The sequence below is a fragment of the Mycoplasma sp. 888 genome, assembly GCF_035609225.1.
Classification (GTDB): Bacteria; Bacillota_I; Bacilli_A; order Mycoplasmatales; family Metamycoplasmataceae; genus Mycoplasmopsis.
Genome location: NZ_CP141192.1, coordinates 296,256 through 319,705, shown reverse-complemented (window position 1 = coordinate 319,705; position 23,450 = coordinate 296,256). Strand labels below are relative to the sequence as shown.

The window sequence follows — 23,450 nt, the reverse complement described above, 5'->3', positions numbered from 1 at the left end:
AATTACTTTTCTCCTTTAGTTAAATCTCATTTGATTGGTTTTACATTGTTTTGTTCAAGTTTTTTATTAATAGTTTTAAATAAGTGTGAATCTGCAAAACCTTTGTTATAACTATATGGACTTGGGTGTGCAAGTTCAACTAAGTTCTTAGGATTAATTGGTATATCTTTAATGAATTGTTGTGCTTTTTTACCTAATGCAACTACCATAACATTAGGGTTTTGCGCAACTACTTCCTCAACTACTTTATGTGTGAAAGTTTCTCATCCTATTCCGAAGTGTGAAGCAGGCTTGTTTTGAGCAACTGTTAAAACTGTATTTAATAATAAAACACCTTGTTTAGCTCAAGAAACAAGTGAAGTTGTTTCTAATTTTGTTTTAGGATAATCTTTTTTAAGTTCCTTAAACATATTATTTAGTGATGGAGCAAATTTATCATCGTATGTTGAAAATGCTAATCCATCAGCTAAACCTAATGTGTGGTATGGATCTTGACCTAAGATAATAACTTTAGTTTCATTAACTTGGAAGAATTCAAACGGTTTAAATAAATCCATTTGGTGTGGAAAAACTTTAACTCCATTTGTTTCTTCTTCTTTTAATTTATCTAAAATTTTTGTAAAGTATGGTTTTTGACCTTCTGACTGTAATATTTTTAAAAAACTATCTTTCATTTTTAAATTGCTCCATTATTCTTAAATCATTTCTGTATAAATCTCTTATATCTGTAAAACCATATTTAATCATTGTGATACGTTCAATTCCAATACCAGCTGCAAAACCATTAAATGATGAATCAAAACCAGCCATTTCTAACACACTTGGATGAAGCATACCGGCACCTAAAATTTCAATTCATCTATTTTTATAAAATACATCAACTTCAACACTTGGCTCAGTGAATGGGAAGTAACTTGGTCTTAATCTGATTTCAACATTTTCTTCTAAAACATATGAAAGTAAATCTTTAAGAGTTCAAATTAAGTTAGAGAATGAAACTTTTCCAACTGTAACAAAGTCAATTTGAGTAAATTGGTGTGAGTGAGTTGCATCGTCTTCATCATTTCTGTAAACTTTACCAATAGCAAAAGTTGAAAATTCCTTATTAGGATTTTCTTCAAGAACTTTTGCAGTGATACCTGTATTATGTGTTCTTAATAAAGTTTGTTTTGTAATGTAAAGTGAGTCATGCATTCCTCTAGCAGGATGATCATCTGGAATATTTAAACGTTTAAAATTATATTCATCAGATACAATTTCACCGTCTTTACGTTCATAGTATCCGTGTTGGAAAAATCAATCTCTTAATCTTTCTTCAACAAGTGTGATCGGGTGTAATACTCCATGTTTTAAAACAGGAATTGTTACGTCAATAAATTCTGAATTAATTTTCTTTTCAATTTCAAGTTTTTGAATTCTTTCTTCAGCTAACTTAAAGAAATCTTCATATTCTTTTTTAAGAACTGTAATTTTTTGTCCAATTTCTTTCTTTTGTTCAATTGGAGCTGTTTTTAATTCTTGTTGAAGTTTGTAAATTTCTCCTTCATTTGAAAATACAGTTGCTTTTGCTACTTTAAGATCTTCTAATGAATTAATGTTTTCTAATTTTAAATTCATTTAATCCTCCTTAATTGCTTCCTTGATTTTTTGTCAATATTTTTTGTATTTTTGTTCGTTTTCATTTAATCCAGCAAAATAAAATTCTGCTTTAGATAATTCTTTTGGTAAATATTGTTGATTAACATAATTATTTCAGTAGTTATGTGGATATTTGTAATCAACTCCATCACCTAATTTTGTCGCTGATGCATAATGTGAATCTTTTAAATGTTTTGGTATTTGATAAATTTGTCCTGAATCTAAGATTTGCTCTGTGTTTTCGATTGCAATGTATGTTGAGTTACTTTTTGGTGCTAGTGCAATATCAATAATTGCAAAAGCAATTGGCAATTTACCTTCAGGCATTCCAAGTCGCTCAAAAGCTTCAATTGCATTTAGCACTCTTAAACTTACATTCGGTGAAGCGTGACCAATATCTTCATATGATGCACAAATCATTCTCCTGAATAATCCATCAACATCTCCACTTTTTAAAATTAACATCCCATAATACAGTGCAGCATTTACATCTGAACCTCTAAGTGATTTGTGAAACGCAGATAAATTGTTGTAATGTGCACTTGAATTTAAATCACTATAGAAGTTAATATTTGGAATAACTTGTTTCAGTTGCTCTTTGGTAATTTCTACACCTGGATCAGAACATAAAATGAGCATATGTAAATTGTTAATACTTAATCTTAAGTCTCCTGAAGAAAATCTAGCTAAGTTTTTTAGAACATCCATGCTAATTAAATAGTTAGGAAAACTTTCTTTAACAATTTGATTAAGTTTCTCTGCGATTTCATCTTCTGAAATCTTAAAAAACTGCACAATTTGCATTCTACTTCTTAAAGCAGGCACAACTTTAAAGTAAGGGTTTTCTGTTGTAGTTGCATAAACAATAATCTTGTCAAATTCAAGATAAGATAACAAAATGTCTTGCTTATCTTTATTTAATCTATGTATTTCATCGATGATGATTACATCATTATTTTTTAAAATATTAATTAATTTATCTTTATTATCAACTGATGCGTTAAATAAATCATACTTAAAACCTAATTGGTTAGCCAAAATCATTGCACTTGTTGTCTTACCGGTTCCTGATTCACCAAAGAAAATAAAACTTGTTGTTATTTTATTTGCAACAACTTTTTCAAGTAATTTAACAACGTGCTTTTGTCCGACAATGTTTTCTAATTTAGTTGGTCTGATTAGATTTGCTAGATTTTTATTGTTCATAACACCCTTTTAGTTAATTAATAAAATTAATTTTATTAATTATACATTTTTATTTTTTTAAAGATTACACTTTATTGTTTAGTTTATAGTAATAAAAGTTTAAATTAACAAAACTTTTAAAGCTTGCACACTATTATAAAAATAAAAATAACTGCTTTGTAGCAGTTAAATTTAGTCAATTACATATTGTGATATGGCACTTTAGTTTTAACAAAAATAAATTTATGATTTGGAAGCATTTCTTGAAGTTGTCCATACATATCAAGCGCAAATACTTCTTCATCTAAGTGTGGAACTTCTAAAATGTTTGTGTTTGTTTGGTCAAATACGATTCAGTCACTTCATCTAAAGTCACTTGAAATGATTAAGTCACATTTTGTAGCTAAATCATTAATTTGTCCAATGTATCCACTTCCACTTAAGATTGCAACTGTTTTGAATTTTTTATCGTAGTTTTCAGGGGCAACATTAGTTCTAAATGAGTGCAATCCTAATCTTTTTTCTAATAATTCTTTAATTTGGTTTAATGATAAATTAGCATCAACAACCGATGAGAATTTTTGTGTTAATTCTTCATTTTGTTTTGCTTCTATACCCATATATCTTACAATTTGGTATGAAGTACCTTTTGGATCGCAGTCGTAATTTGTGTGTATTGAGAATGCTGTAATTTGGTGTTTTCTAAGTAAATTTAAGATTTCTCTTTTGTATGGTGCTTTGTAATCTTCATCAATTCATCTTCTTTCGAATTTGAATGGGTGGTGCGTTAAGATAACGTTGCAATCATTATCAATTGCTTCTTGAAGCACTTCTTTTGTAAGGTCAATTGCTAAAACTGCACCTTTAAATTTTTTAGCTTGAACCGTTTTAACTGAGTACCCTGATGGATCTCAAATTTCTTTGTTTTCTAATGGGTACATTTTGTTTAATAATTCAATAAAATCTTTAATTTTTAAACTTTTTTCTCTCATAATATCACAATTTTCCTAATTTTGTTTAATTGTTGTTTTTAATTTCTAATAAAGTCTTTTAAGTTTTTACCGTGTTTTGGATCTGATTTAAGTTTACGTAAGATTTTGTTTTCAATTTGTCTTACACGTTCTTTAGAAACTCCACCACGGTCTAGTGCTAATTCTTCTAATGAGTGCACTCTGTATTTATTTCCGTTTTCATCAACACCGATACCAAAACGTTTACAAATAAGTTTTTTATCTTCTGGATCAAGGTTGTTAACCATATCTAATAAGATTTCTTCTAATTCTTCTTGTGAAGCATAATCAACTGGCGAAACAATGTTGTCATCTTTAACAAAGTCACTGAATGACGAATCGTTTTCTTTACCGACTTGTTTATCTAATGAAATAGGATCGATATTAATTTTTCTAATGTATCTAACTTTAGCAGCATCATATCCATTTTGGTATCTTTCTGCAATTTCCTCATCAGATGGCTCTCTTCCTAATTCTTGTTGTAATTCACGTTCAATTTTTGAAATTTTGTTAATTGTTTCAACCATATGAACAGGCACACGAATTGTTCTAGCTTGGTCAGCAACAGCTCTTGTGATAGCTTGTCTAATTCATCAAGTAGCATATGTTGAGAATTTGAACCCTTTATTAACGTCATATTTTTGAACAGCTTTTAAGATACCTGAGTTACCTTCAGAAATTAAGTCAATAAATGTAAGCCCTCTGTTTTTGTATTTTTTAGCATTGTTAATAACTAAACGTAAGTTTCTTTGGATAAGTTTGTCTCTTGCTCTTTTTCCTCTGAAACCACCTTTTTCCATTAATTTAGCTAAGTGTTTTTCTTCTTCTAAAGTTAATAATTCTCCATATTTACCGATTCAACGCATATATCATTTAACAATGTCATTTGTTTCAGTAAGTTTGTTTGATAAGTTGTATTTGATTTTTGTATCGTCAACTAATTCGATTGGTTCATCGTAAGTTTCAAAAACTAAATCCATATCATCAAAACCTGAATCAATTCCTGCATCATCAAAGAATTCATCGCTTAATCTTTGAACTTCAGGTTCTTTTTCTTCGTCTTCCTCTTCTTCTTCATCAGTTTCTATTTCTTCATCTGGAATTGTGTAGTAATCTTCGTTTTCATCATCTTCATAATACTCATCATCATCATCATCCATATCATCAGAATCAAATCCACCGTCAAAGTCAGGTTCTTCATGATCAAGATCAGTTAATTTTTCAAAGTCATAGTCATCTAGACTTTTTTCTTTTGTTTTCTTAGATTTTTTTGATTTTGCAGATGCTACGTCTTCAAAATCAGCTTCTGTATAGTCATCATTGTCACCAAAATCAACATCATCAATAATAATATTGTTATCTTTTAATTCTGACATAAAATCATCAATAGTATCTTCATTGATAGATAAACCTTTTGAGCTTAAGATATCAAAGACTTCTTCTTGGGTTAAGTAATCTTTGTGGTGCTTTTTAAGCTCTCTTTTCATATAATTAATAATTTCTTCAAATTTATACATAAATTATCTTCCTATCTTCTTATCAAGTCTATTTGAGTTAAGTTTTTTCAAGTTATTTATTGTGTCAACAAGATATGGTGGCAATGCATCTCCCTTAGGTAAATCTGCAATTGTTTGTTGTATAAATGGTTCTTGTTCTACTATATATGAATTGAATGAAAGCATACTTGTCTCTGTAAAGAAAGTTGTTTCTTCATATAACTCGTGTAAATAATTTTCAATAATTTCTGAGTTAACTTCAGCTTCAGTCATTCCACAATTTTTAAGTAAATATTGCTTGAATATGTCTAAATAATTTTCATTTAAATATTGAGTAGTGTTTTTTGTGACTTCTTTGTATAGTTTACCAATTTGAATTGGATAACTAAAAACAGCACCCATATGTTCAGTTTGTTTTAAGATATCCAAAATATGAGGGTTCATCATAGCTTGAGTTAATATTTTTAATCTATTTTGAATACCTAAAGTAGTGAGCTTGCTGTAAAAATCTTTTTCATCAAACCTAACATTGTTAAGTGCTTGAACAAATCCATCATATGGATCAATAGGTGCATAGGGGTCATTTGCAAGAAATTCATCATACTTGAGTTGTTCTTGGATTTGTCTTTTAGGAACAATTTTTAGTTCGTAATTAAATTCTCTTTGTAATTGTGATTTTAAATATTGTTGTTCTTTTTCACTAAATAAATCAAGGTATTTATTTAGTTCAATGATAAATAAGTTAAAGTGATTAAAATCATAATTATCACTGCTGATTTGATGTTTGATTTTTAAATGATTGTAAAGAAAGTCAATAGCAGATATTTGCGAATTATTGATCAAGTCAACTAAAGTTTGTGCACCGTATTCGTTTAAAATTTCGTCAGGGTCTTTTGAATAAGTGTTATTGATAATAGAAACATCAAAATTATGTTCTAATAATCTACTTAAACTTCTAAATGTTGCTTCAATTCCTGCTTTATCATTATCAAGGAACATTAAAACTTTTGTGTTTTTGATAAGCGCTAAATGTTCTTTAGTAAGTGCAGTCCCCATAATTGCAACTACGTTTTCAATTCCTGCTTTATAACAAGCGATAACATCCATATAACCTTCAACAATTACAACTTGTTTTTTAGTTCTAATTGAATCTTTAGCATTATGGTAGTTATACAAAATTCTAGATTTGTTAAATGCAATAGTTTCTGGAGAGTTAATGTATTTAGGTGAATTAGGATCGTTGTTATTTAGTTTTCTTCCACTAAATCCAACAATGTGTCCGTGTTCATTAGCAATACCAAAAGTTACTCTATCTCAGAATAACTCGTGCATATCTCCATTAACTAATCCAGCTTGTTGCATTTGAAGCGTTGAATAATTTAAATTAGTTAAATAATTAACCAAAACATTTTTAGGTGCATAACCAATGTTGAATTTTTCTCTAATTTGATTGTCAATTTTACGTTTAGCTAAATATTCTTTAGCAACTTGATTGGTTAAATATTGAACTTTGTAAAATGAGTTAACAATGTCTAAAACATCAGTTATTTCAATTACTTCTTGAGAATAATTTGTTGTTTCAGTTTGCTTATATTGTTCAAAATCAAGATCAATATTTGCTCTTTTAGCTAAATATTCTAATGTGTTTACATAAGAAATGCTTTTGTATCTTTTCACAAACTCAATTACGTCACCAGCGGTTTCACAAACAAAGCATTTGAAAATTTGTTTAGCTTGAACAACACTTAAACTAGGTTTAGTATCTTGGTGAAAAGGACATAGTCCAACATAACTATTTCCCTTTTTATGTAATTGAATAAATTCAGAAATAACATCAACAATATCATTTGCATGCTTAATTTGATTTATTATTTCAGAAGTTAATCTTGCTGACATTATTTCCTCCTTTGAATTAATTTAGTTAGTTTTATTTTTGAATAAATGAAATTACTTGGTCAATTGATACTCTGACTTGTTCCATAGTATCTATGTTTCTTAAAGTAACTGCATTATCTTCTAATGTGTCATAGTCAATTGTTAAACATCAAGGTGTTCCAATTGCATCTTGACGACGATATCTTTTTCCAATTGAACCAGATTCATCATAAGTTACTGAAATTCCAGCAGCAACTAAATTGTTGAATATTTCTTTTGATTTTTCATTTAACTTTTTAACAAGTGGCATAACAGCAACTTTGTAAGGCGCAATTTCGTAAGGGAAACGTAAAACAATTCTTGAATCATTATTTTCTAATTCTTCTACATTATAAGCACTTGTAATTACGGCTAACATTAAACGATCTAATCCGATGCTTGGTTCAATAACATATGGAATAACTTTTGTATTAGTTTCAGGATCTAAGTAATCAAGTGATTCTCCTGTTGCATTCATATGTGACTTAAGATCGTAATCTGTTCTGTTAGCAACCCCAAGTAATTCACCTCAACCAAAAGCAAAATTAAATTCAATATCACTTGTTGCTGTTGAATAGTGAGCTAACTCTTCTTGATCGTGAGCTCTAACTCTGATTAAGTCTTTTGAAATTCCTAATTGTTGCACAAAATTATAAGCTTTGTTTACATAGTAGTCAAATCATTGTTGTGCTTCTTCAGGTTTTGTGAAGAATTCAAGTTCCATTTGTTCAAATTCCCTTGTTCTGAAAATGAAGTTTCCTGGCGTAACTTCATTTCTAAAGCTTTTTCCTACTTGTGCCACACCAAATGGTAATTTAGCTCTCATTGTTCTTTGAACGTTTTTAAAGTTAATAAAAATACCTTGTGCTGTTTCAGGTCTTAAGTAAACTTTTGATTTAGCACCCTCAACAACTCCTTGAGAAGTTTCGAACATTAAGTTAAATTTCTTAATGTCTGATCAATCTGTTTTATCTCCCTCATATTCTTTGATGTGCTCTCTTACAAAAACAACCATTTCATCAAAGCTCATTTTTTCAGGAATTAAATCAGGATTTACTTCTTGAATTAATTTGTCTGCTCTATATCTTTTTCCATTAACTTTGTTTTCGATTAGAGGGTCGGAGAAGTTAGAAACGTGACCACTTGTTACTCAAACTTGTGGGTTCATTAAAATTTTTGAGTCGATTAAGTAGTTGTTAGTTTCTTTAATAACAAATTCACGTTTTCAAGCTTGCTCAATGTTATCTTTTAAAAGTGAACCAAGTGGTCCGTAATCTCAAGTATTTGACAATCCTCCATAAATTTCACTTCCTTGAAAAACAAATCCAGAGTTCTTCAAGTGATTAACAATATCATTCATTTTATTTTCTCTATTATTTAGCATAATTGTAATTTTATCACTAAACGCTTAATAAAAAATTTATTTTTTATTATCATAATTTGATGAAATTCAAAGAAAAAATCAAAAATTTTTGAATTTTGTAACACATTTGATTTTTACAACTTTACTATTAAGTTGAAAATATGTTTATGCCTTACACACTATGGAAAACATCAAAAAATAGTTATTTTTTCTTAATTTTTTTGAAAAAATAGCAAAAAAATACCGTTTTTCCTTAAATTATAGGGATAGAAGTAGACAAATATATCATCATTATTTATAAAAAGCATTTATAATTAAGAGGAACGAAAGTTTATTTTATATAACGTTATACAAAATTACTTATTTAAACAAAGGAGATATATGAAACGTTTACAATGTTTATATAGACCTAACAAGGATAAAAACTACCCTTGAGCTCTTAAACACCCAAAAGTTGAAAATCCTTTAGCTCTATTCAAAACTCGTAAAGACGCTATGACCTGATTCTTATCATTAGGTTATGAATGTGCAACTTGATTCCAAACAGATAAAAAAATCTGAGGAGGGATCGTTATTGAATTTAATGATAAAGATTCAAAAGGAAATATCATTCCTGAATTCGAACTTAACGTTGATAAATTCGACGGTGGTTTAGATTACGAAGAAACAGTAGAAGAATTAGCTATTGATCCAAAATCAATGAAACGTGATGATAAAGCAGCTAAAAGAAACTTCAAAGAAGTAGTTGATTTCAAAATCATTAACGATCACGAAACATACTTCCCAGCTGATGATGATTACGTTTACGAAAGAAAAAAATCTGCTAAAGACTTAGAAATTGAAAAATTACAAAGTGAATTAAGCAAAAAAGAACAATTAGAAAAAGAAGTTAACGAACTTCAAGAAAAATTAGCTAACTCAGTTACAAAAGAAGTTTTAGTTGAAAAATTTGTAGAAAAAGAAGTTGAAGTTTTACCAGTGTGTGAAGATAAAATTACAGAATATACATACATCAGAGACTTAATGATTTCTGAACAAATCAAAGTATTAGCAATCTACGCTAGAAAACTTCGTTTAACAGCTGCTTCATTACCAGAAACATTAACATCATTAGAAGATATCAAACGTATTGAAACAAACTTTGAAAACGTTTTAAAAGCTGCTAAAGCTCTTAAAAAAGATGTTAAAGGTAATGAAGAATACAAAGAATTATTAGCTGCTATTGTTGCCACTATTTCTAAAGCAATGCAAGAATTTGCTGATAAAGTTAAAGGAAGCGAAGAAATCGAATTCAATGCTGAAACAGAAGTTTATTCAGTATGTGAATTAGTTGGAAACATTACTTTAGCACAAAAAACTTCATACGTATTATTGAACAACTTACACGTTGGATTTGTTAAAAAAGACAGCTACGACTACTCAATCTTCTTAGGTGAAGAATCTCAAAGACAACACTTCTTAGTATTTGAATCTGTATTATCAGATGTTGTTGTTTCAGATGAAAGTCAAGTTGTTAAAACACATTCAAGAATTAGACTTTTATCAATTTTCTTAATTGCTTTAGGATTCTCAATCTTAATCGTGTTAGTAATCTTATTAGGATTAGGATACATCGTTTAATTTTGATCCAATGCGCAGGGCTTAACGCCTTGTTTTTTTATTCTTTGAATGTGTTAAAATTTATATAAATATAAATTTAATACAAGAAGGTGTAAAATGAGACTATCATTAATTTCATTAAAAAATAACTCAGTTGAAAAAGTAAGAGAATACTTAGAAAGATTAAAAGATCAAAGTGCACAAAACTTTGAAGTTATTCTTTGTTTAACTGAAAACTCAAAAGCAATCTTCAAAGTTGCTAAAGATTACTACCAATTTTTCGGTAACAGACTTATTATGATTTTTAACACAAAAAGCACTTCATATCAACACAATTTAATTAGTGCATTTAGAGTTGCAAAAGGTAAATTTATTACTGTTTTAAATTCAGATTCGACATTTAAAGATAGTTATGTTGAAAACATTTTAGAACAAGCACAACGTTGAAATGTTGATGTTTTAGAATTCAAACCAAAACTAATTGGTTCAGTTAGATTCAAACCAAAAGAAAGAACTGAAATGAGCCAAATGTTTGATTTAACTAAAAATTCATTACCATTAGCATATAGTTTTCCTTTCATCTTCGACAAAGTTTTCAAGAAATCATTAATTAAAAAATTCATTAAATATAGACCTCAAATTTCAAACGATTCAATTATGTGTATTGAAGTTACATACACTCTTTTAATGAACGCTAAAAAATATAAATACCTTGACTATAGGGTTAAAAGAGATTTTATTTCATCAGATATTTGATTGAACACACAAAATTATGTTAAATCATTTGACATAATTAAACAAATAGCAAAGAATCAGAATTTAAAAATTAACGAAGAATTAGAATACGCAAAATACTACTTCTTAAAATTACTTCTTTCAGGTTTTTTAAAAGCAAACTACTTCTTTTATAAATTATTCAATGTTCAAGATGATGAAGTTAGTGAAAAACGTAGTTCATTCCTAAATGATAAGCACGCTGAAATAATTAAGAAAATTGAAGATACAGCAGATTTCCAAACGTTTTTAACAACCAACTATTATGTTTTACTTGATAATGATGAAACTAAATTACTAAAAACTAAATTTTCTAAATTAAAAGCAGATAAATTATTAAAAGGACTTGAATAATTAACTTTCCATATGAGCTTTTTCATATGGTTTTTTAATGTAAAAACTCAAAAATACACCATAAAATTACTAAAAATTTTATTTATCAATAGATGTGCTAAAATTTATATATATTAAAAATATATATAAAGGAGAATTTACAATTCAAATTGTAATCAAGTACAAATGTATAAAAATGCATCTTTTTTCAAGAGATTTTTTTCAAATGTCTTCGACAACTTTTTGTTTATAGCATTTTCTGCTGTTATCTTCTTGATAATGCTAGATCACGCTAATCAAACATTAACTCACAGAATTGTTTCTGTCGTCTTAGTTTGCGTTTGAACGAATGTTTATTTCTTGATTTTACCTTTATCACTAAAAGGCAAAACACTTGGAATGAAACTGTTTAAACTCAAGCTCATAGGTACAAATTCAAAGCAGTTTAGTTGTAAATTCATTTTCAAAAGAAACATAATAGGAATATTTATGTTGGAAGTTATCTTCTTACTCACAATTATTCCAATGTGTCTTCAAAAAGAAATGACAATCAAGGAATTTGAAAAAACAAATGAATTTAAATCGTCCAGTGCATTTATATCTGCACTAATGACTGCGTGATTAGCAATTCACACAATAGGTTACACAATGTTAATTTTTTACAATAAAAAACTAACATTAGTTGACTTAATGTTTAATACAAGGATTGTTGAAGATAAGCAAATACAACAAGTGCTTGAAGAAGAAATTGTGCTTTTACCTTTCTATAATAAAGGGCGTAAATATCGTTACGTTAATAAGGAGAAGAATTTATGGGATTAATTAAACCTGATTTATTAAGTGACTTAAATGAACAACAACGTGAAGCTGTTGAATACTTTGACTCACCTTTAAGAATTATCGCAGGTGCTGGTTCAGGTAAAACTAGAGTTCTTACAAGAAAAATAGCTTACTTAATTAATGACTTAGGTATAAGCTACAAAAATATTTTAGCTTTAACATTTACAAATAAAGCTGCAAATGAAATGAAAGAACGTGTTTTACAATATTGTTCAAAATCAGTTGATAGCGATCAACTTAAAATCTCAACATTCCACTCATTTTGTGCAAAATTATTAAGAAGAAAAAGTAAATTAATTGGATTTAGAGAAAACTTTATTATCGTAGATGACCCTGACAAAATTCAAATACTTCAAGGTATTTATGAAAAAAGAGGAATCTCATCTCATGATATTAGTTATAAAACAATGATTGAGTACATTTCTTGAGCTAAAAACTTCCGAATTCAATCAGGACCTGAATTAGCAAAAATGCTAAACAAGTCGCCTCAACACATCCTTGCAGTTGTATATCAAGATTACTTAAACGAATTAACTTCAAAAGGTGCTGTTGACTTTGACGACTTAATCATCTTTACAAAACTTTTATTCGATACACATCCTGAAGTAGTTGAAGAACTTAAGAAATTATTTGAATATATACTTGTTGATGAGTTTCAAGATACATCAAAACTTCAATATGAAGTTATTAAACAAATCATTGGTTCAAATACACACTTTACAATTGTTGGAGACCCTGACCAAACAATTTACAACTGACGTGGTGCTGATGTTAACTTAATCTTAGACTTTGATAAAGATTTTGAAAACGTTAAAACAATAGTACTTGATACAAATTACAGATCAAGTAAAAAAATATTAAATGCAGCTAACAATCTTATTATTCATAACTCAAACCGTGTCCATAAAAATTTAATTACAGAAAACGAAGAAGGTTTAGAAATTGAGTACTACCACGGATTCAATTCAGAAGCTGAAGCTAGATGAGTAGTTCAAAAAATTAATGAACTTAAAAAACAAAAACAACAATTAAAATCAATTGCAATCTTATATCGTGCAAACTACTTATCAAGACCAATTGAAGATGCACTTATTGCAGAAAACATTAACTACAAAATCTTTAATGGAATTAAATTCTTCCAACGTGCTGAAGTTAAAGATGCACTTGCATTCTTGAAAGTTTTAGCAAACCCTAATGATGATATTTCATTCGAACGTGTTATTAATGTTCCTAATAGAGGAATTGGTCCTGCCACTCTTAAAAAACTTAAAGACCACACACAAAACATTCACGATAGTTTATTCAACATAATGATTAGAGATATTAAAATTCTACCTATCTCAAAAGAATTAATTGTTAAATCAATCTTCCCATTCTTATCAACTATTCGTAAATATCAAAAAGCTTTATTAACAAATAAAATAAGTTTAACTTTAAATAAATTCCTTGAAGAAATCAAATACTATGAACACATTGAAATGAATAAAAATCTTAGAGGTTCAGCTATTGATAACGTTAAGGAATTAATTAATTCAATTCAAAACTGAGAAAGCAACAATCCAGATAAGTCTGCTATTGACTACTTAAACGAAGTTGGGCTAACATCAGTTGAGGATGAATATGATAACGTTTCTAACTACGTTTCACTTATGACAATTCACTCTGCTAAAGGATTAGAATTTGATAACGTTTTTGTTATCGGCATGTCTGAAGGAGTTTTCCCTAACAAGCGTGCTTTAGATAGAGAGAAAAATAAAAAACAATTATCATCTCCATTAATTGATAAATACAACGATACATTAGAAGATGAAAGACGTTTAGCTTATGTTGCAATAACCAGAGCAAAACAACGTTTATTCCTAAGTGACTCGCGTGGAAAACTTATTTCATCTGATATTGATAAGAAACCTTCAAGATTTATTGGAGAAATGGGGGTTGATATTTCAGACTTTATTATCAACTACCACGGAAGAAAATTTGATGATTCTACATTTTCACCTGATGATAAAACACCTACAAACAATAATGTTGTAGTTGGAGATATTATTTCTCACGTTATGTTCGGTGAAGGTGAAGTTGTTGAAGTTAAAGGAACGGAAATTGTTATTGACTTCATTAAAGATAGAAAAATAAGAACCCTTAATAAAAATCACCCTTCAATCAAAGTAATTACAAGATAATGAATTTAATAGCTATTATTGTAATTTCAATAATCTCATTAATATTACTCTTTGTATTATTAATGGGATTTTGATTAATTATTTACTTATATTACATAAGATCAACAGCTGGAATAATTTTGTTTGAAATTGATTCAGTTAATAAAAAAGTTCTTAGATTTTCAAAAAGAAATCAAGCATTATCAACTTTATTTGATGCTAAAAAATTAGGTTTCAGAACATTTAATTTCATTACATTACAAACCTTTTTTAGCTTCCTTGATGAAGGAAGTAGAAAAAAACTAAACGAATTCTTTGACTTAGTTAGTGGTTCAGTTAAAACTTCTTTTGAAATTAAACTTAATCCAGAATTTAACATATCAAACCTTACGTTATTTGAAAAAATAGCTTACTTGCTTGATAAATCAAATAAAAGACTTAATTCATCATATATTCTTAAAATCAAACCTGTTGAAAATAAAAAATTCATTTGTACTATTAAGTGGGAAAAAAATCAACTTAAATACAAATTTAATCATCATAATTCAGAGCAATCATTAAAAGAATTCGAACAAAAAAACTTCAAAAGTAACAAACATTCTGTTTTAGCTTTTGCATTTAAACCTTACTTTATAAACAAGGAATTTGACAGCATCCAAATTAAATCAATTTTTGATAACTTAAACATTTCAATATCAAAAACACCTTTCTATATTATTGATGGAATTCTGTTTATTGTTAAGAATAAATTATGAAAATTTAGACATAAAAAGTATCTTAAAATGATTAATGAAATTAATGATAATAGGATGATTAACAAATTTTTCTTATGTGCTTCGTTAATTAGTGAAAATAAACTAAATAATAGAGCTGATAAAATTAAATTAATCAATAAAGTCAAATACTCATTATTTAATTTAATGATTAATCCTAAAACAAAATCAACATATTCAAATATTCCTGCAACAATTTCTCATGATCTTAAATTCACAGAATTTGTTAAGAGATTAAATGAATATGTCCAATGAAACAATACTTTAAGTTCTAAAAATGCAACAATTAAGAGCACAAATATCTTTGTTTATGAAACTAAAAAAGCTTCAAACATTGTAATCAACTCATTACAAAAAATAACTAAAGACGACCAAGACAAATATTGAACTGACTTCTTTCGAAAAATCCCACATTTAAATTACTTATATGAAAAAAAATGATACAACTTCATCATACAAAATACCGAAAAACTCAATGAAATTGGTAATGTTAAAAATATGCAGAGATTGATAAAAATATCCCAAGAGACATTTTTACAACATAGCTTCATTCTTGAAGAAAAGAAACCAATTTGTCTTATTTATGCATACAATAACACATTTGATACATATCATTTAAAACAAAAAATCAGTGACAACTACAAGAAAAAAATACCTACAGCTTTATACATTGACACCATTGATAAATCTCTTATCAATATCATCAACGACACAAAATTGCAAGCTATTGTAATTGGAGAAAAGATTTCAAAACAATTAAACAATACAAAGGTATTTTTAAACTGTTTTAATATTGTGAACTTAGCTACAAATAATAACATTAAGACTATTTATGAAGGTGCACCTGATTATTTAGACCCACTTACAATTAAAAAGGCTAATGTTAAAATTTCATATAAGAATGATAATTAAAAATATCCTGATCAGGGATATTTTTTGTATAAAAAAAATCAGCTTTTAAAGCTGATAAATTATTTATCTGACTTGTACACTATTAAATTAGGATTTTCTCTGTACCTTCTTCCTTCTTTAGCTTCAGGATTTCCATTTAAAATAGTTGCGTCAGCTGAGAAAGAATTGTTAAGTTTGAAAATGCTTTGACCAACTCCATAATAGTCTACAGGGACATTTAATGATTCAAATAATTCTATTTTTTCTGCATTAAATCCGGATGAAACAACTATTTTATAGTCAGTTGCTCCAACTTTATCCAATGCTTCACGTAACCTTTTAATTTGTTCTGGATTAACTCCATTTTGCTTTTCTTCATCATTATCAAACATATGGTCAATCATATTCTTTGAAGTGTCAATTCTAACACCTCAAACAAGATTTCTAAGTTCATTTCAAACTTTAAGAGATTCACTAATAATATCATTATGATAGTCCACAAGAGCTATAAGTTTATTTTTAGGGAAAAGTTTATGATAAGCCTTAGTTGCAGCGACTGTATCGCCTGCAAAACCTTGAATTAAAACGTGAGGCATACTTCCAAAAACATTTTCATCATCAACTTCGTTTTGATTTTTTTGAGCTAATGTAGAAACAGCTTTAATCCCACCAACTCTAACTGCATAACCATCCATTTCTTGATTAATGTAATGGTCTGCTCTATCTCCCATAAAGATAACTTGTTTATCTTTTGCAGCTTGCACACAGTGGTAAGCGTTTGTGGCAATTGACGTATTTCTAGCTAAAATACCGTCAATCATACCTTCTCAAATACCAAAATCTTGATAGTGTCCTTCTAATTGTAAAACAACATCTAAATTATTAATTTTTGAACCTTCAGGTAAGTATTTAATTGTGTATTTTGATGTGTCTGTTTGTTCTTCTAAAAGAGCAAGAACTTCATTAATTCCACATAAAATTGAGTTGTTTTTTCTTTGAAAAAATTGCATAACAATCTTGTTGTTAGGTTTAAAAGTTTCTAAGATTTGTTTAGTTTTTTCAAAGTAAGATGCAATATAGGATTTTTTATCTTTGCGCATTTTTACCACCTGTATAATAAAACAAACTACAGCAAATAGTTTGTTGTAAATTATTTTTGCTTATTAAGTTTTTGTTCTTTTCTTAGTTGTTTTATTTTTTGTTTTTCAGCTTTGCATTCTTCTCTTTGTTTGTTTAAATGTAATTTTTTAAGTCTAATTGCTTCACGTACTTTTGGAGAAATAAAGTAAATTTTAGGAAGCACTTTTTGACCTGGTTTTAGGATTCTGAGCACTTTTCTTAAGAAGAATCCTAAAGCAGGTGCTGAAAACATAGCAAAAAGTAAAAGCATAATGTCTAAAACTACAATAACTAATGTTGAATTACCTTTGTAGTTAAATGGATGTAAATATGAAACAACTGAATAAATAACAACACCACGTTCTAATTCAGTTCCTCCAAATTTCATAAATTTGTGTCCAAATGCATAAATTGCAAATGTGAAAAATAAGTAAGCAATTGGATAAATCATAAAACTTCAAATTGACACATTTGAAATTCTGATACGTTTTCTTTCTCATCCAACAAGAGTTAAAAGTCCCAAGAATGGAGCAGCACCGTGCATAATTGATGTTTTAACTCATTCAAAAGTTTGTGAGTCACTCGTTAGTGTTGGATCAGTTGCTACACCACATCAATAAACTGCAACTACAATAATAATATAGACCATTGAAGCAAAGTAAAATCTTTGTGCTTTTTTAGATGTTCTATAAAAAGGATATAAGAACATTGTTACACCCATAAGTACATTAGACATAAATGTAAATCAGTAAGTTGATCCACCTCAGAAAAGTAATGTTGCATTAGGGTAAATTAATTTTTGAAGCTTAGCACTATCAACATTAGATTCATCTAATGTCCCTTTAACTTCTAAGAATGCTTTTTCAACTGCAATACTTCTGAAGTGTCATTCAAGTAAGGTTACAACTAAATAAGTAAGAATTAAAGTTAAACCTATTGAAAATGTAATTCAATCTTTTCAATCAAATAAATTAAATTTTGCCTTTAGAGTTCTAAAAGACTTTTTCAATCCAATCACGACAGCTCCTTAAAGTTAAATTATTTTAAATGCAGCTAGTAGAATAATACCTATAATAAATAGAACAAAACTAATTCCAACGAGAACAAATCATTTTGAATATTTATTCATTAAATATTTTTTCTTTAGTCTATTGAACACAAATCTATTTTCAGGTAAATATCGATCTGGAATTTTGTCTGTTTCTAATTCCTTCAGTAATTTGTTTAATTTTAAAAAATATTCAATAGTGTACTTGTTTTTTTTCTCATATGACTTGACGTTTTGTTTTTTATTTAATTCAGCACGAACTTCATTAATAAAAACTCTTCTGTATATTGCATAAGAGTTTTTATTCAAATCTTTATAAGTTTTTCTCATTAATAAAAATCTAATAACACTACTTGAACGTTTTTAGGTTTCTTGTCAATTAAAGATTTCACACCATTTTCAATTTGTGTGATTAATTCTTTGATTGTTGAATATGGTTCTTTATTTTTTTGGTTTTTAATTTTAATATCTACATAAATTTCAACGTTTGAATGTTTATCGTCAAAACTTAATCTAATTGAGTTTGAAGCTTTAATATTTTTGTATGAACTAAGCGCAATGTTTACAACGTCTAAAATTGCACTTTCTTGAACTATGTAATTTTGATTTGAATTGTAAGATACATTAATTCAATTCATTATTTATTTGCTTTTCCAACATATTTTCCAGTTTCTGTTGAAACAGAAATAATGTCATTTTCTTTAATAAACATAGGTGTTTCTAATTCAAAACCAGTTTCCACAGTTACTTTTTTCTGAGGGTTTGTTGTAGTATTGCCTTTAACTGCATCAGGTGCTTCTGTAACTAATAAATCAACGTGAGCAGGTAATTCGATATCTAAAACTTCTGATTCAAATTTTCTAATTTGAACTTCTGAACCTTCTTTTAAGAAGTTCAATTCTCATTCAACTGCTGTAACAGGAATTTCAACTTGTTCATATGTTTCATTATCCATTAAGATAATGTTTTCTCCATCTGAGTATAAGAAATTCATTTTTCTTTTATCGATGTGAGCTGGTTTAACTTTGTCTCCACCTGTGTATGATTTTATAGTCGTTGAACCTGTTCTTAAGTTTTTAACTTTAGCTTTAACGTTTGCTTGTCCACGTCCTTGTTTTGAGTGTTGAGCATCTAAAACTACAAAAATGTCACCTTCATCTTGGAAAGTAATACCTGGTTTAAATTCATTAACATTAATCATAAAATTCTCCTTAGTAAATTATTTGTTTAATTATATTAAATAATTAAAAAATTGTATTTAAATAGTTCAAAAATTCAAATTTTGCTTAATTTCACATAAAAAACTAAAATTTACTAAATTGGTTAGTGTGCTAGATGTAAAAAATATTTTTAAAGGTGTGTAATAGTCTTAAAAATTTTTGGTTAGATTTTGACACTCTTGTATAATATACAAGAGTATATAAAGATACTCCTTGGCTATAAGATTTTTAGCCCAGAAACGACCATAAGGAGAGAAAATGCAAAAATACGAAATTATGTCAATCGTTAGTCCAAAAGCAGACGTTCAAGTTTTAGTTGACTTATTAAACGAAGTTTTTGGAAAAGAAAACATTTCTAAAGTTGAAAAACTTGAAAGAAATGAATTAGCTTACGAAATCAACAAGTCAAAACACGGACAATACGTTTTAGCGTTTGTTAATGCTAAAGGTTCAGACATCGCTGAATTTACACGTCGTTCAAACATTATTAAAGATATCTGAAGAGCTTTAGTAATTAATTTAGACACAGAAAAAGGTCTTAACGGAAAAGAATCTGTTAAAGAAACTAAAAAACCAGTACGTAGAACAAGAAAATCAGCTGCATCAGCAGAAGAAAAAGTTTCAAAACCTCGTACAAGAACAGTTAAAGCGAAAGCATCTGAATAATTAAATGCTTAAAAGTTTAGTTATTCACAGGGAGGGATTATGTTTAATAAAATTACAATAGTAGGCCGTATAACATCAGATAATGCGATAGCGCATACATCACAAGGTGTTCCATACGTACGTTTCACAGTGGCAGTTAATAGAAGAAGCTTTTCATCACAACAAAATGAAGTTACTGACTTTATCCCGGTTGTTGCTTGAAGATCAAATGCCGAGTTCGTAGCGAGATATTTAAATAAAGGGTCTCTTGTTTTAGTTGAAGGGTCTTTACATTCAAATCAATATCACAGTAACCAAACAAACCAAATAGTAAGAACGTTAGATGTTACTGCAGATCAAATCGTCGCTCTAGAGTCAAAAAGTGTCAGAGAAGCTCGTGCTGGTTCTTTAAACGCAACTCTTTCTCCGGTGTCGTCTGCACCCCAAACGTATACTCCGACTTATAAAGCATCACAAAGTGATGTGAATCGTAATGAACCTGCGAATGCTACATTTGAAAATACTAATCCAAAAACGAGTGCTACTAAATTACACGATTTAGAAGATCTTTTCGCAGCACCTGAGGATTTAAATTAAGGAGATAAGAATGGCTTTTTACAAAAACAAAAAAGGTTTTATTAACAGAAGAAGATCATGTGAATTCTGTGATAACAAAATGACATATGTTGATTACAAAAACATTGATTTATTACACAAATATATAACAGCAACAGGGCAAATTAAACCTAAGGCTTCAACAGGAACATGTGCTAAACACCAAAGAAAAGTTGCTAACGCAATTAAAAGAGCACGTTTCATCGCTTTAATGCCTTACCACGTTGTTCGTCCACGTATTCAAAAATCAAACTAATTTATATACTATTACACCACTTGTGAAAGCAAGTGGTTTTCTTTTACCAAAAACAAAAAACACCACTCCCGTGGTGCTTAAGGTTAAATTGAATTAGATTTTATCTTTATTTTTTTATTACGTTTTTCTTCAATTTCATTAATGTAGTAATAGTATATATCTTTATAAATTTCTTTATTTTCATTTCCTACAAATTCTTCAATGTCATCAAAGTTATACAAGAAATAACCTATGTCTTCTGCATTCTTATAAATGCGTCACGTATTATTTATGTAAAAATACTTTTTCTTGGTTTTCTTTTTATTTTCAAAATTAATATCACTTAGATCTACATCTCATGATGGAATTATTTTTAACTTCTCTAATTTGATATCAATTTTATTTTTTATTTTTAAATTGTTATTTTTTTTAAATAACTCACATTCATAAGTTCAATTTATATCTTTAAAATTATTGGTTATTTGTTTTAAAAAATCATTTCAATAACTAGAATATTTTATGAAAAAATAACGTTTTCTAGAGATACTGAAACAACTTCCAAATGGTATAGATGATACAACAAACCATACAAGAGGAAATGGGAAACCGATATATGCTTCCTCTTTTTTAAGAAAATTACTAGGAGGATAGATTCATGCAAAAAAGAATGATAAAGAGATTAGAAAATAAATTAAGCTAAAAAACGAAAGAATTGACAATGATGTTTCATATCTTTTGTATAAGGTTCTTAATGCTATAAAACCATCTAAATACTTTTTATTAACTGTTGCATTATTGCGATTTCAATATTTTAATTGCTTTCACCTGCAGTTCTCGATTTTGCTAAAATTTCTATCTATTGGTAAATAGAAACAGTAAAATAAAATCAGAGAAGATAGAGTTGATAAAGCCCCAATAACAATTCATAGAATAAAAATTGTTCAAATCCCTATTAAGTCCATTTTAACCTAAGTTATGAATTTTATTATTGTTAGGTAGTATTTTAATATATCAACCATTTCTCTTGTCATAGACTTTCATTAAACCTGATTTTTTAAGAACTTTATTATTTAACCTCTCAACAGCTTTCATATCTATTTGATTTAATTTTGTTCAATTTTCTCCAGAAATATTAACATTTGTTGAAACATTCACTAGTGTCAGATTCATAACATTTGTTACTGAAGAAAATAACATTCTTGCATTAAGTAAATTATTTTTCATTTCTACCTCTTTTTTAAGAGTAATTATCTATTTATTATTAAAATTATATTCTTAAAACAATAAACTGGGACACTAAAAATGGACAGAAGGTTTAATTAGACATAATAACACCTCAATGTTGTTGGGGTGTTTTTCAATCTAATTTTGATTGAATTCTTTCATTATTGTATCAAAAAATAAACTCATTAATTATTTTGCTAAGATCATCAAAAGTTATCTGGGTTATATCAATTAATTTTAAACATTCAGACTTTAAAATGGAAAAGAAATATTCTGCTTCTCTGTTGTCTAGAGAGTTGCCAACTCTCCCCATTGAAACAATGCCATTATTTTTAGATATTGTTTGCAAATAATCTTTAGATGAATATTGGAAACCATGGTCTGAATGTGCTATTCATTGTTTGTTCAATTTTATTTTTGACATGTGTTTCATAACTAAATCTAAATCATTTATTTTTGACAAATTGTAATTTACAATAAATTTACTTTTGTGGTCAATGTCAATTGACAAAAAACAAAATTGTTTTCACAATCTTTTGGTGCTGTAATATATGTAACATCTGTTGCGATTATTTGGTTGGTTTTCCGCTGTAATCACGTTTTACAAGGTCTACAAATTTAACATTTGTGTTTTTTCTTTCTCTATCTTTTTTCTTTCTTCTAATTAAACAATATAATTGCAATCTATTCATAATTCTGCCAATAGTCCTATAATTAAGCAAAATCTGATATTTTTGTTTGATGTAATTTTCTAATCTTTTTCTTCCAAATATACATTTATTCTTTTTAAAAGCTTCTAATATTAATTCATCATTTTTATGATCAATTTTTTTGGTTTTAGATTTTTGCTCTTTGCTTTTTCAATTATGAATTGTTGATTTTGATCTGTTAAATATAATCGCTAATTTTCTAGTTGAAACAGAAGTTTTTTTGATTTTAGATATATCAACATCAAAGTTATTCCTATCGAATGAATCTTTAAAAATTTCCAAAATTTCAATCAATTGTTCTTTTGGCATTTTTTCTCATTCTTTTTAACAATATCCATTGGTGTAATTTTTAATTTTTTAGGTCTCCCAGATCCTTTGCCTTTTTTAGGAGATTTACCTGTTTGTGATATTAGATTTGTCATTCCTAAATTATATCTTTTATATTTCTCTAAAAAATTCCTCTTCGAATATATAAATTTTTTGTCAAAAAAGCTAACACCTCTTATCGCTCGATATTTAATTTCAAAATCATTTTTTGACATTAAACTCTTCTTATAATCATCATAGTCTGAAAAAAGTTCTAGTCATTGTTCTTGTTTTAGTTGTTTCATAATAACTCCTTAATATAAAAAACACAAAATACGGTTTTGTCCATATTT

The 23,450-nt window shown here is 27.9% G+C and carries 25 protein-coding genes; 8 read left to right on the top strand and 17 right to left on the bottom strand.

Features of this window, described 5'->3' with window-relative positions; translation table 4 throughout:
• Nucleotides 1-2: 2 nt before the first annotated feature.
• The 7 genes from U5U50_RS01550 to U5U50_RS01520 form a co-directional block, all read right to left on the bottom strand.
• Nucleotides 3-674, bottom strand: a complete 672-nt coding sequence (locus U5U50_RS01550; protein WP_324673277.1) for a uracil-DNA glycosylase — start codon at nt 672-674, stop codon at nt 3-5.
• A complete protein-coding gene (pheS, locus tag U5U50_RS01545) occupies nt 664-1,617 on the bottom strand; it encodes a phenylalanine--tRNA ligase subunit alpha (protein ID WP_324673275.1) in 954 nt (317 codons plus the stop codon). The genes U5U50_RS01550 and pheS overlap by 11 nt, the downstream gene beginning before the upstream one ends.
• Nucleotides 1,618-2,844 carry a replication-associated recombination protein A gene (locus U5U50_RS01540; RefSeq protein ID WP_324673273.1) on the bottom strand — a complete coding sequence of 409 codons (1,227 nt, stop codon included), beginning with the start codon at nt 2,842-2,844 and terminating at the stop codon, nt 1,618-1,620.
• Nucleotides 2,845-3,023: 179 nt separating this feature from the next.
• On the bottom strand, nt 3,024-3,815 hold the full coding sequence (locus tag U5U50_RS01535; RefSeq protein WP_324673271.1) for a Nif3-like dinuclear metal center hexameric protein: 792 nt from the start codon (nt 3,813-3,815) through the stop codon (nt 3,024-3,026).
• A gap of 38 nt (nt 3,816-3,853) precedes the next feature.
• The gene (locus U5U50_RS01530; protein ID WP_324673270.1) at nt 3,854-5,350 is read right to left on the bottom strand and encodes an RNA polymerase sigma factor; all 1,497 of its coding nucleotides are present in this window, start codon (nt 5,348-5,350) and stop codon (nt 3,854-3,856) included.
• 3 nt (nt 5,351-5,353) lie between these two features.
• Nucleotides 5,354-7,225, bottom strand: a complete 1,872-nt coding sequence (gene dnaG, locus U5U50_RS01525; protein WP_324673269.1) for a DNA primase — start codon at nt 7,223-7,225, stop codon at nt 5,354-5,356.
• A 31-nt stretch (nt 7,226-7,256) separates the two neighbouring features.
• Entirely contained in the window at nt 7,257-8,627 is a 1,371-nt protein-coding gene (locus tag U5U50_RS01520) for a glycine--tRNA ligase (RefSeq protein WP_324673267.1), read from the bottom strand.
• A 360-nt stretch (nt 8,628-8,987) separates the two neighbouring features.
• Here U5U50_RS01520 and U5U50_RS01515 point away from each other — a divergent pair, with 360 nt between their 5' ends.
• The 5 genes from U5U50_RS01515 (at nt 8,988) to U5U50_RS01495 (ending at nt 15,996) form a co-directional block, all read left to right on the top strand.
• On the top strand, nt 8,988-10,226 hold the full coding sequence (locus U5U50_RS01515; protein WP_324673265.1) for an MAG3090 family protein: 1,239 nt from the start codon (nt 8,988-8,990) through the stop codon (nt 10,224-10,226).
• Between the two features lie 96 nt (nt 10,227-10,322).
• On the top strand, nt 10,323-11,333 hold the full coding sequence (locus U5U50_RS01510; RefSeq protein ID WP_324673263.1) for a glycosyltransferase: 1,011 nt from the start codon (nt 10,323-10,325) through the stop codon (nt 11,331-11,333).
• Between the two features lie 165 nt (nt 11,334-11,498).
• Entirely contained in the window at nt 11,499-12,134 is a 636-nt protein-coding gene (locus tag U5U50_RS01505; protein ID WP_324673261.1) for an RDD family protein, read from the top strand.
• Nucleotides 12,125-14,332: an ATP-dependent helicase gene (locus tag U5U50_RS01500; protein WP_324673259.1), complete on the top strand. Its 2,208-nt coding sequence runs from the start codon at nt 12,125-12,127 to the stop codon at nt 14,330-14,332. The genes U5U50_RS01505 and U5U50_RS01500 overlap by 10 nt, the downstream gene beginning before the upstream one ends.
• Nucleotides 14,332-15,996, top strand: a complete 1,665-nt coding sequence (locus U5U50_RS01495; RefSeq protein ID WP_324673257.1) for an MHO_4530 family protein — start codon at nt 14,332-14,334, stop codon at nt 15,994-15,996. Before U5U50_RS01500 ends, U5U50_RS01495 begins: the two co-directional genes overlap by 1 nt.
• A 59-nt stretch (nt 15,997-16,055) precedes the next feature.
• Here the strand turns inward: U5U50_RS01495 and U5U50_RS01490 are convergent, their stop codons facing one another.
• From U5U50_RS01490 to efp, 5 genes are read right to left on the bottom strand one after another with little or no spacing between them, the layout of a single operon-like run.
• Entirely contained in the window at nt 16,056-17,075 is a 1,020-nt protein-coding gene (locus tag U5U50_RS01490; protein WP_324673256.1) for a nicotinate phosphoribosyltransferase, read from the bottom strand.
• Nucleotides 17,076-17,125: 50 nt separating this feature from the next.
• Entirely contained in the window at nt 17,126-18,112 is a 987-nt protein-coding gene (locus tag U5U50_RS01485; RefSeq protein WP_324673254.1) for an MAGa3780 family membrane protein, read from the bottom strand.
• Nucleotides 18,113-18,127: 15 nt separating this feature from the next.
• Nucleotides 18,128-18,472 (bottom strand): hypothetical protein, encoded by a 345-nt coding sequence (locus U5U50_RS01480; RefSeq protein WP_324673253.1) that lies wholly within the window; start codon nt 18,470-18,472, stop codon nt 18,128-18,130.
• Nucleotides 18,472-18,780, bottom strand: coding sequence for an MMB_0454 family protein (locus tag U5U50_RS01475; protein ID WP_257089681.1), 309 nt, complete (start codon nt 18,778-18,780; stop codon nt 18,472-18,474). Before U5U50_RS01475 ends, U5U50_RS01480 begins: the two co-directional genes overlap by 1 nt.
• On the bottom strand, nt 18,780-19,343 hold the full coding sequence (gene efp / locus U5U50_RS01470; protein WP_324673252.1) for an elongation factor P: 564 nt from the start codon (nt 19,341-19,343) through the stop codon (nt 18,780-18,782). The genes U5U50_RS01475 and efp overlap by 1 nt, the downstream gene beginning before the upstream one ends.
• A 277-nt stretch (nt 19,344-19,620) precedes the next feature.
• On the opposite strand from efp, the gene rpsF reads away from it, so the two are divergent.
• Genes rpsF through rpsR form a run of 3 tightly spaced genes read left to right on the top strand, consistent with a single transcriptional unit; the run spans nt 19,621 to nt 20,878 of the window.
• On the top strand, nt 19,621-20,028 hold the full coding sequence (gene rpsF, locus U5U50_RS01465; RefSeq protein ID WP_323176425.1) for a 30S ribosomal protein S6: 408 nt from the start codon (nt 19,621-19,623) through the stop codon (nt 20,026-20,028).
• 39 nt (nt 20,029-20,067) lie between these two features.
• Nucleotides 20,068-20,604: a single-stranded DNA-binding protein gene (locus U5U50_RS01460; RefSeq protein WP_324673248.1), complete on the top strand. Its 537-nt coding sequence runs from the start codon at nt 20,068-20,070 to the stop codon at nt 20,602-20,604.
• Between the two features lie 10 nt (nt 20,605-20,614).
• On the top strand, nt 20,615-20,878 hold the full coding sequence (rpsR, locus tag U5U50_RS01455) for a 30S ribosomal protein S18 (protein WP_324673246.1): 264 nt from the start codon (nt 20,615-20,617) through the stop codon (nt 20,876-20,878).
• Between the two features lie 83 nt (nt 20,879-20,961).
• On the opposite strand, the gene U5U50_RS01450 is transcribed toward rpsR, so the two are convergent.
• From U5U50_RS01450 to U5U50_RS01430, 5 genes are all read right to left on the bottom strand, one after another.
• The gene (locus tag U5U50_RS01450; RefSeq protein WP_324673245.1) at nt 20,962-21,819 is read right to left on the bottom strand and encodes a hypothetical protein; all 858 of its coding nucleotides are present in this window, start codon (nt 21,817-21,819) and stop codon (nt 20,962-20,964) included.
• 1 nt (nt 21,820) lies between these two features.
• Nucleotides 21,821-22,081, bottom strand: a complete 261-nt coding sequence (locus U5U50_RS01445) for a hypothetical protein (protein ID WP_324673242.1) — start codon at nt 22,079-22,081, stop codon at nt 21,821-21,823.
• Nucleotides 22,082-22,172: 91 nt separating this feature from the next.
• The gene (locus U5U50_RS01440; protein ID WP_324672630.1) at nt 22,173-22,505 is read right to left on the bottom strand and encodes an IS3 family transposase; all 333 of its coding nucleotides are present in this window, start codon (nt 22,503-22,505) and stop codon (nt 22,173-22,175) included.
• Nucleotides 22,506-22,650: 145 nt separating this feature from the next.
• On the bottom strand, nt 22,651-23,100 hold the full coding sequence (locus U5U50_RS01435; RefSeq protein WP_324673241.1) for a transposase: 450 nt from the start codon (nt 23,098-23,100) through the stop codon (nt 22,651-22,653).
• Entirely contained in the window at nt 22,983-23,402 is a 420-nt protein-coding gene (locus U5U50_RS01430; RefSeq protein ID WP_324672626.1) for a hypothetical protein, read from the bottom strand. Before U5U50_RS01430 ends, U5U50_RS01435 begins: the two co-directional genes overlap by 118 nt.
• Between the last annotated feature and the right edge of the window lie 48 nt (nt 23,403-23,450).